Annotated in this window: 6 protein-coding genes; 2 read left to right on the plus strand and 4 right to left on the minus strand. The window is 70.3% G+C overall.

Translation table 11 applies throughout. The features are described from left to right. On the plus strand, positions 1–684 hold a 684-nt coding region (locus AC5LUJ_RS14030; RefSeq protein WP_493465066.1), incomplete at its 5' end, for an HAD family hydrolase. A 146-nt stretch (positions 685–830) separates the two neighbouring features. Here the strand turns inward: AC5LUJ_RS14030 and AC5LUJ_RS14035 are convergent. The 4 genes from AC5LUJ_RS14035 to AC5LUJ_RS14050 all read right to left on the minus strand — a co-directional run bounded on the left by AC5LUJ_RS14035 (position 831) and on the right by AC5LUJ_RS14050 (position 4,079). Next, the gene (locus AC5LUJ_RS14035) at positions 831–1,310 is read right to left on the minus strand and encodes a PaaI family thioesterase (RefSeq protein WP_250280744.1); all 480 of its coding nucleotides are present in this window, start codon (positions 1,308–1,310) and stop codon (positions 831–833) included. A gap of 343 nt (positions 1,311–1,653) precedes the next feature. Further along, positions 1,654–2,166 carry a GNAT family N-acetyltransferase gene (locus tag AC5LUJ_RS14040; RefSeq protein ID WP_250280742.1) on the minus strand — a complete coding sequence of 171 codons (513 nt, stop codon included), beginning with the start codon at positions 2,164–2,166 and terminating at the stop codon, positions 1,654–1,656. Beyond that, positions 2,163–2,432, minus strand: a complete 270-nt coding sequence (locus AC5LUJ_RS14045) for a type II toxin-antitoxin system TacA family antitoxin (RefSeq protein ID WP_250291734.1) — start codon at positions 2,430–2,432, stop codon at positions 2,163–2,165. The genes AC5LUJ_RS14040 and AC5LUJ_RS14045 overlap by 4 nt, the downstream gene beginning before the upstream one ends. Positions 2,433–2,534: 102 nt before the next feature. Next, a complete protein-coding gene (locus tag AC5LUJ_RS14050; RefSeq protein WP_250280738.1) occupies positions 2,535–4,079 on the minus strand; it encodes an MFS transporter in 1,545 nt (514 codons plus the stop codon). Between the two features lie 567 nt (positions 4,080–4,646). Here AC5LUJ_RS14050 and AC5LUJ_RS14055 point away from each other — a divergent pair. Then, on the plus strand, positions 4,647–6,447 hold a 1,801-nt coding region (locus AC5LUJ_RS14055), incomplete at its 3' end, for an AMP-dependent synthetase/ligase (RefSeq protein ID WP_250280737.1).

Below are 6,447 nucleotides of genomic sequence, written 5' to 3' on the forward strand. Positions count from 1 at the left end.
ATGTCCCGGGGGGCGGATGTGGCTGACGGCACCCGGGACATCGGCCGGCGCCCGTCGTCGGCGGAGGTCTCGGTGGTGTGGTGTGACTTCGGCGGCGTGCTGACCTCCCCCATCCCGGAGGCGTTCGACCGGTTCGTGGCCGCGGCGGGGGTGCCGGCCGCGGCCCTGCGGTCGGCCATCGAGACGGTCGCCGGCGAGCGCGGCATGCGGATGCTCGAGCCGCTGGAACGCGGGCTGATGACGCAGCACGACTGGGGACTGCGGGTCACCGCGGCGCTCGCCCCGCGGTGGACGCCACGAGTCGACCTGACCCGCTTCGGCGACCACTGGTACGAGGGACGGCGGATGAACAGCGCACTGCTCGGCTGTCTGGCCGACTGCCGGCGCCGGGGGCTGCGGGTGGGGCTGCTGACGAACAGCGTGGCCGAGTGGGAGCCGCATCGCGCGGCGCTGATGCCCGACGCGGGCGTGTTCGAGGTGACCATCAACTCCCACGAGACCGGGATCCGCAAGCCCGACCCGGAGATCTACCAGCTGGCCGAGGACGCCTTCGGCGCGACGCCCCGACAGTGCCTGCTCATCGACGACACGCCGGTCAACTGCGTCGCCGCGCGGGCCCGTGGCTGGCGGACGATCCTGCACAGCTCGCCGGAACAGACCCTGGAGCACCTGATGCAGCTGTGACGGTGGGTATTCCACACGGACCGGAGACCACCCACGCGATATCCGGCACCGCCCCGCTGTCTCAGACGGCCCTTCCGTGGCCACGGCTGTGGCGGAGTGGCCGTGGCCACGGGGCCGGCCGTGCCGGGTACGGGCAGGACGGCCGGCTACGCGCTCCGGGTCGTGTCCACGGGCTGTAGCAGGCAGGTGCTCGTCCCGTGGGCAATCAGCTTGCCGGTAGGGTCGGTGACACGCGCTTCCGCGAGCGCGGTCCGTCTGCCGACGTGGATGGCCAGGCCCTCACAGGTGAGCCGGTCCGCGTCCAGTTTCACCGACCGGATGAAATTGACCTTCAGCTCGAGCGTGGTGTAAAGAACCCCGTCGGGGAGACTGGTGAAGACCGCGCTCCCCATGGCGGTGTCCATGAGGGTCGCCAGAACTCCGCCATGCACGGTGTACATCGCGTTGGCCGTGGCCGGTGAGGGCGCCAGCGTGTAGACCGTCCGGCCCTCGTCCACCGACTCGACGGTGATACCCAGCGAGTGGCCGACCCCGATCCCGGCCTGCAGGCCGTATTCCAACAACTGCTGTAGTTCCCGGATGCGGCTCTGTGCGGCGGACTCCTCCCGCGTTCCGTTCACCTGCACGGACTCGCCTCCTTTGTCTCTCGCCACGCTCTTGTCTCCCGGCGGCTCCAGCTGCCGCGTTGCCGGCCGCGATATTCTGCATGTCATCCGCATGCGGCCTCGGCTCGTCCCGCACCCGGGACGCTCGTCACCGGACGATACGCCGACATCCACTGGAACAGGACCGCGGAACGGTGGACCGCCGGTGAACGTTCTGTTACCCCACGGTGGATGAACGGTTTTTCCATTTTCCCGGCTTTTCATTTCCGAGAACGGAACTGTCCGGAAAGCGGCGTGGACGGCTGTTCGGTCGACGGACATTCCTGGCTGTGCCGGGTAGTGCCGGCCACCGATCCGGCCGGCACTACCCGGATGTGTCGCCTCTGGTCAGAGCCCGGGCATCCTTCATCAGAAGGAACAGATGGAGCGGGTGGGTGGGAGACGGTTCGAACCCAAAATGCAGGTAGGACTCCCGAGCCTGGTCGTGCAGCGCGTGTACGAGCAGGGCTCGCACGCCGACGATCTCCGCTGCCGCGATGGTACGGGTGATCGCGTCGCGTAACAGATGGGCGCCCAGACCCCGGCCCTGTTCCTTGACGCCGACGGCGAGACGCCCCAGCAGAATGACCGGGACGGGATCGGGCATGCCCTGGCCGATGCGTCGGCTGGTATCCAGCCGCTGTACGGCCCCGGTAGCCAGGGCGTAGTAGCCGACGACACGTGCGTCACGGCACGTGACAAAACAGCGGGAGGCTCCCGCTGTCCGGTTACCTAACGCCCGTCGGCGCGACCAGTCGTCCAGTGCGGACTCGCCGCTGTCAAAGGTCGACAGGTCATCAGCCGCGGCGATCGGCCTGGGAGCGGAGCAGCCACTCATTCAAAGATCGGCTCCTCGGTGAGCAGGCGTTCCAGGCGCGGTTTACGAGTAACCGGACGATCCAGAATGGTGAGGAACTCCGTCCATGCCTCGCTCCCCAGCGTGAACAGGCGCTGCTCTGCCAGGACGTCCTTGGCCCTGGCTACGGCCGCGTTCACGGTGAACTCGGTGACGGTCGAGCCTTCGACCTCGGCTGCCACGCGGATCAGCGCATCCTGCTCTTCAGGCAGGCGTACAGCGATGCGGGAACTTTTGATCATCGTCATGTCCTGAGTGTGCGCCTGGTAGGCGTACGAGCCGAGGAGGTGTGGCTTACAGCTGGAACGGAAATCCCCGACGGCAGGCCGGTGACGGCGGGTCGGTCGAGGTCACGCGACGCTTGGCTGCTGCGGCTCCACCGTGGGTACGGGCCGGCCGGCGTGGTCGTTCCGCGCGCGTAGCACGACCGCCGTCACGACGGCACCGGCCAGGGCGCCGGTCGCGGCGACGATGAAGGTGACGTTCATCGAGGTGACGGCCTCGCCCCGCTGCGGGGAGAGGACGCCCGCGAGTGCCACTCCGAAGACGGCCCCGAACTGCCGGAACGTGTTCATCGCGCCGGACGCGGTACCGGCGAGATCGGCTGGTACCGCGCTCATCATCGCCTGGATCGCGACCACACCGCTGGACAGCGGTATGCCGGCACCGAGCAGCACCAGGGCCCATCCGTAGGTGAAATAGCCGCCGGCGTCCTCGACGAGGGTGAGCCCGCCGAGCCCGGCCGCCACGAGGAGCAGGCCCAGGAGCATGGTCGTGCGGGTCCCGAGCCGGGCCACCACGGCGGCCGCGCCCATCGAGGCCACGCCGAGAAACCCGGTGAGCGCGAGGAAACGCACCCCGGTTCCCACCGGTGACAGGTGCCGGGTCTCCTGGAGGTACACGGTCAGCAGGAACAGCACCGCGTACATGCCGAACAGGCCGAGGAAGTTCACGACGCAGGCCACAGCGACCGCGGGAACGCGCAGCAGGCGCGGCGGGAGCATCGGGTGCGGGCAGCGGATCTCCCAGCGCACGAAGAGCGCCAGGACGACGGCGCTGCCGAGCAGGAGCCCGAGGATGACCGGCGAGGACCAGCCGAAACGGCCGCTTTCGATCATCGCGAACGTCAGCGGCCCGCTACCGAGCACGAACAGCGCCTGCCCCACGACGTCCGGCCGGCCGGCGGCTTCCCGGCTCCCCCGGAGGCCATCGGCCGGTGGCGCGTCGGGCGCGTCGGGCGCGTCGGGCATGCCGTCGCGGCCCTCGCCGGCGGCCCGGCCGTTTCGGGACGGCCGGCGGGGAGGGGACGGGGGCAGGGCCCAGGACAGGCCGGCGAGCGCCACCGCGCCGATCGGCAGGTTGATCCAGAACATGCTCTCCCAGCCGGCCGTCTGGACGAGCAGCCCGCCGATGATCGGTCCGAGTGCCACCGCCGTACCGGCGACGCCACCCCACACGCCGATGGCACGGGTCCGTCGCCTCGGATCTGCGAACAGCTCGGTGGTGACCGCGAGTGACAGCGGTACGACCGCCGCCGCGAACACGCCCTGGCCGCCGCGCGCGGCGATCAGCACTCCCGCGCCCGGGGCGAGCGCGCAGGCCACCGAGCAGGCCGTGAAACCGCCGGCGCCGGTCAGCAGGGCGGCCTTGCGGCCGAAACGGTCGCCGAGTGATCCCGCGGTCAGCAGCAGGCAGGCAAAGCCCAGGGTGTAGGCGTCCAGGAGCCACTGGGCGGCGGTGACGTCGGCATGGAGATCGGCGCGGATCGCCGGCACGGCGACCGGGGTGATGCTGGCGTCCAGGTAGACCAGGAAGGTCGCCACGCAGACGAGCGCGAGCCGGATCGCGGGACTGGCGCGGCGCGACGTCGAAGTGGGCGTTTCGTCCGGTCTCATGGAAACATCCCTCTGCCGGTGGTCATCTCATGATGTGTGGCATGCGGAATCCGCGGTGGGATCCGGAGGCCGTCGTACGGCCCGGCATTCTTCGTGGGTGACCGTACGTATGTGAATCCGTGCCGCCAGTGTAATATCCGGATACGCGCGGACGACTCGAGACCGTCGGGTGGTAAACGTCACAGCGGCGTCCTGGCAGGGTGTCCTGGCGAGTGCTGGCGAAGCGGTCGGCCGGGAGAATCCGCCGTCGTCGGCCGTTGCCGGTCGTCGTTATTCTCGATCGTCCCCGCCGATCGGGCGATTGGGCCCGCCGAACCCACGTTGACACCATCCCGACAGGTTCACACACTATGAGACGCCCACCGGCGCCCGGTCCCGGGTGCCCGAATCCGTCATCCCACCGGCCAGTCCACGGGAGTGTTGCGAACGGATGAATTCTTCGTGGTGGCCTTCGTGGTGGCTGTTCGTCGGGAATTCTTTTGGTATTCATATTCGACCGGCCCCGACGCCGCCGCCGAGCTCCTGTTTCCCGACATCGGAAATCGTCGCCGCGAGTAGGTGGTTCACATGCAGCAGTACAGGTCCGGGGACGGTGTCGTTCTTCCCGCGGATCGGGGGCTGTCCCTCATCCTGGACGAGGGTGTCCGGCTGGCCCCGGACCGCCCGGTGCTGAGCTGGCAGGACGCCGCCGGCTGGCGGGACGTCAGCTACCGGCAGTTCGCCGGCCACGTCCGGGCCGTCGCCAAGGTGCTGCTGGCGCACGGGGTCGCGCACGGCGACCGGGTGGCCGTGCTGGGACGGACCAGCTACGAGTGGGCCGTGGTGGACTTCGCGGTGCTCAGCATCGGCGCGGTCACGGTCCCGATCTACCCGACGGCGTCCGAGCAGCAGGTGCGCCACCTGCTCGTCGACTCCGCGGCGAACTGGTGCTTCACCGAGACCGAGGAACAGCGGGCCCAGCTCGACCGGATCGGCGGGGCGGCCCTGCGCGTCGGCTCCTGGCCGCTGGCGGCGGTCTGGGCCTGGCGCGACGCGGACCAGGACGGGCCCGAAGACGCCGAGTTCGACGAGCGCCGCGCCAAGGTACGCGCCGACGACCTCGCGACGATCGTCTACACCAGCGGTACCACCGGCATGCCCAAGGGGTGCATGCTCACCCACCGCAACCTGTACGCGTCCTCCGCCAACACCGTCGAACACACCGGTGACCTCTTCCGCACCGCCGCCGGGGAGCAGGCCGCGACCCTGCTGGGCCTGCCGCTGTCGCACGTCTTCGGCCGGACCATCCTCATCGCCTGCCTGTACGGGGGCACCCGGACCGGGCTGGTGGCGGGCATCCCGGAGCTGATCGGGCAGTTCCCGGTGTTCCGGCCGAGCTTCCTCGCGCTTGTGCCGTACGCGCTGGAGAAGATCCGCAAGCGGGTGCGGGTGCCCGCGGCCGGCGGGGCCGGGGTGGTCGACGCCGAGGCGGAGCGGGCCGCGATCGAGTTCGGGCTCGCCAGCGCGCGCGGGCTGCCGGTCGACGACGGCCTGCGCGCCGCGCACGCCGCGTTCGACGAGCAGGTCTACAGCCGGGTACGGGCCTCCTTCGGCGGCCGCTTCCAGGACGTGATCTGCGGCGGCGCGTCGCTCGACGACTCGACCGCGGCCTTCTACGGCGGCATCGGGGTACGGATCCTCAACTGCTACGGGCTGACCGAGGCCGCGACGGCGGTGACGGTGAACGTCCCGGCCACCAACCGGCTGGGCAGCACCGGGCGCCCGATCCCGGGCACCACGGTGGCGATCGCGGACGACGGCGAGCTGCTCATCCGCGGCCTCAACGTCTCGCCGGGGTACTGGCAGGGAAGTCCGCAGCCCACCGACCGGGACGCGACACAGGGCGGTGAGGGCCCGTGGCTGCACACCGGCGACCTCGCCCGGCTGGACGACGACGGCTTCCTCCACATCACGGGCCGCCGCAAGGAGATCCTGGTCACCAGCGGTGGCAAGAACGTCGCACCCGCCCCGCTGGAGGACCGGGTCCGGCTGCATCCGCTGGTGAGCAACTGCATCGTGGTGGGTGACGGGCGGCCCTTCGTCAGCGCGCTGGTGACGATCGACCCCGCCGCGCTCGCCGGCTGGCAGGCCAGCCGGGGGCTCGCCGCCGGCGACGGGTCCTTCAGCCATGACCCCGAGCTGCTCGCGGAGATCCAGACCGCCGTGGACGACGCGAACAGCCTGGTCTCGCGCGCCGAGTCGATCCGGGCGTTCCGGGTGCTCGTGACCGATTTCACCGTGGCCGCCGGGCAGCTGACGCCCTCGATGAAGCTGCGCCGTAACGTCATCGAGGCCGACTTCGCCGCGGACATCGCCGCGGTGTACGGCT

This window comes from Protofrankia sp. CiP1_Cm_nod3, assembly GCF_982290655.1.

Coding starts and splice junctions, on each gene's coding strand:
- AC5LUJ_RS14040 (WP_250280742.1), bottom strand. CDS start 2,166: ATGAGTGGCTGCTCCGCTCCCAGGCCGATCGCCGCGGCTGATGACCTG.
- AC5LUJ_RS14050 (WP_250280738.1), bottom strand. CDS start 4,079: ATGAGACCGGACGAAACGCCCACTTCGACGTCGCGCCGCGCCAGTCCC.
- AC5LUJ_RS14045 (WP_250291734.1), bottom strand. CDS start 2,432: ATGACGATGATCAAAAGTTCCCGCATCGCTGTACGCCTGCCTGAAGAG.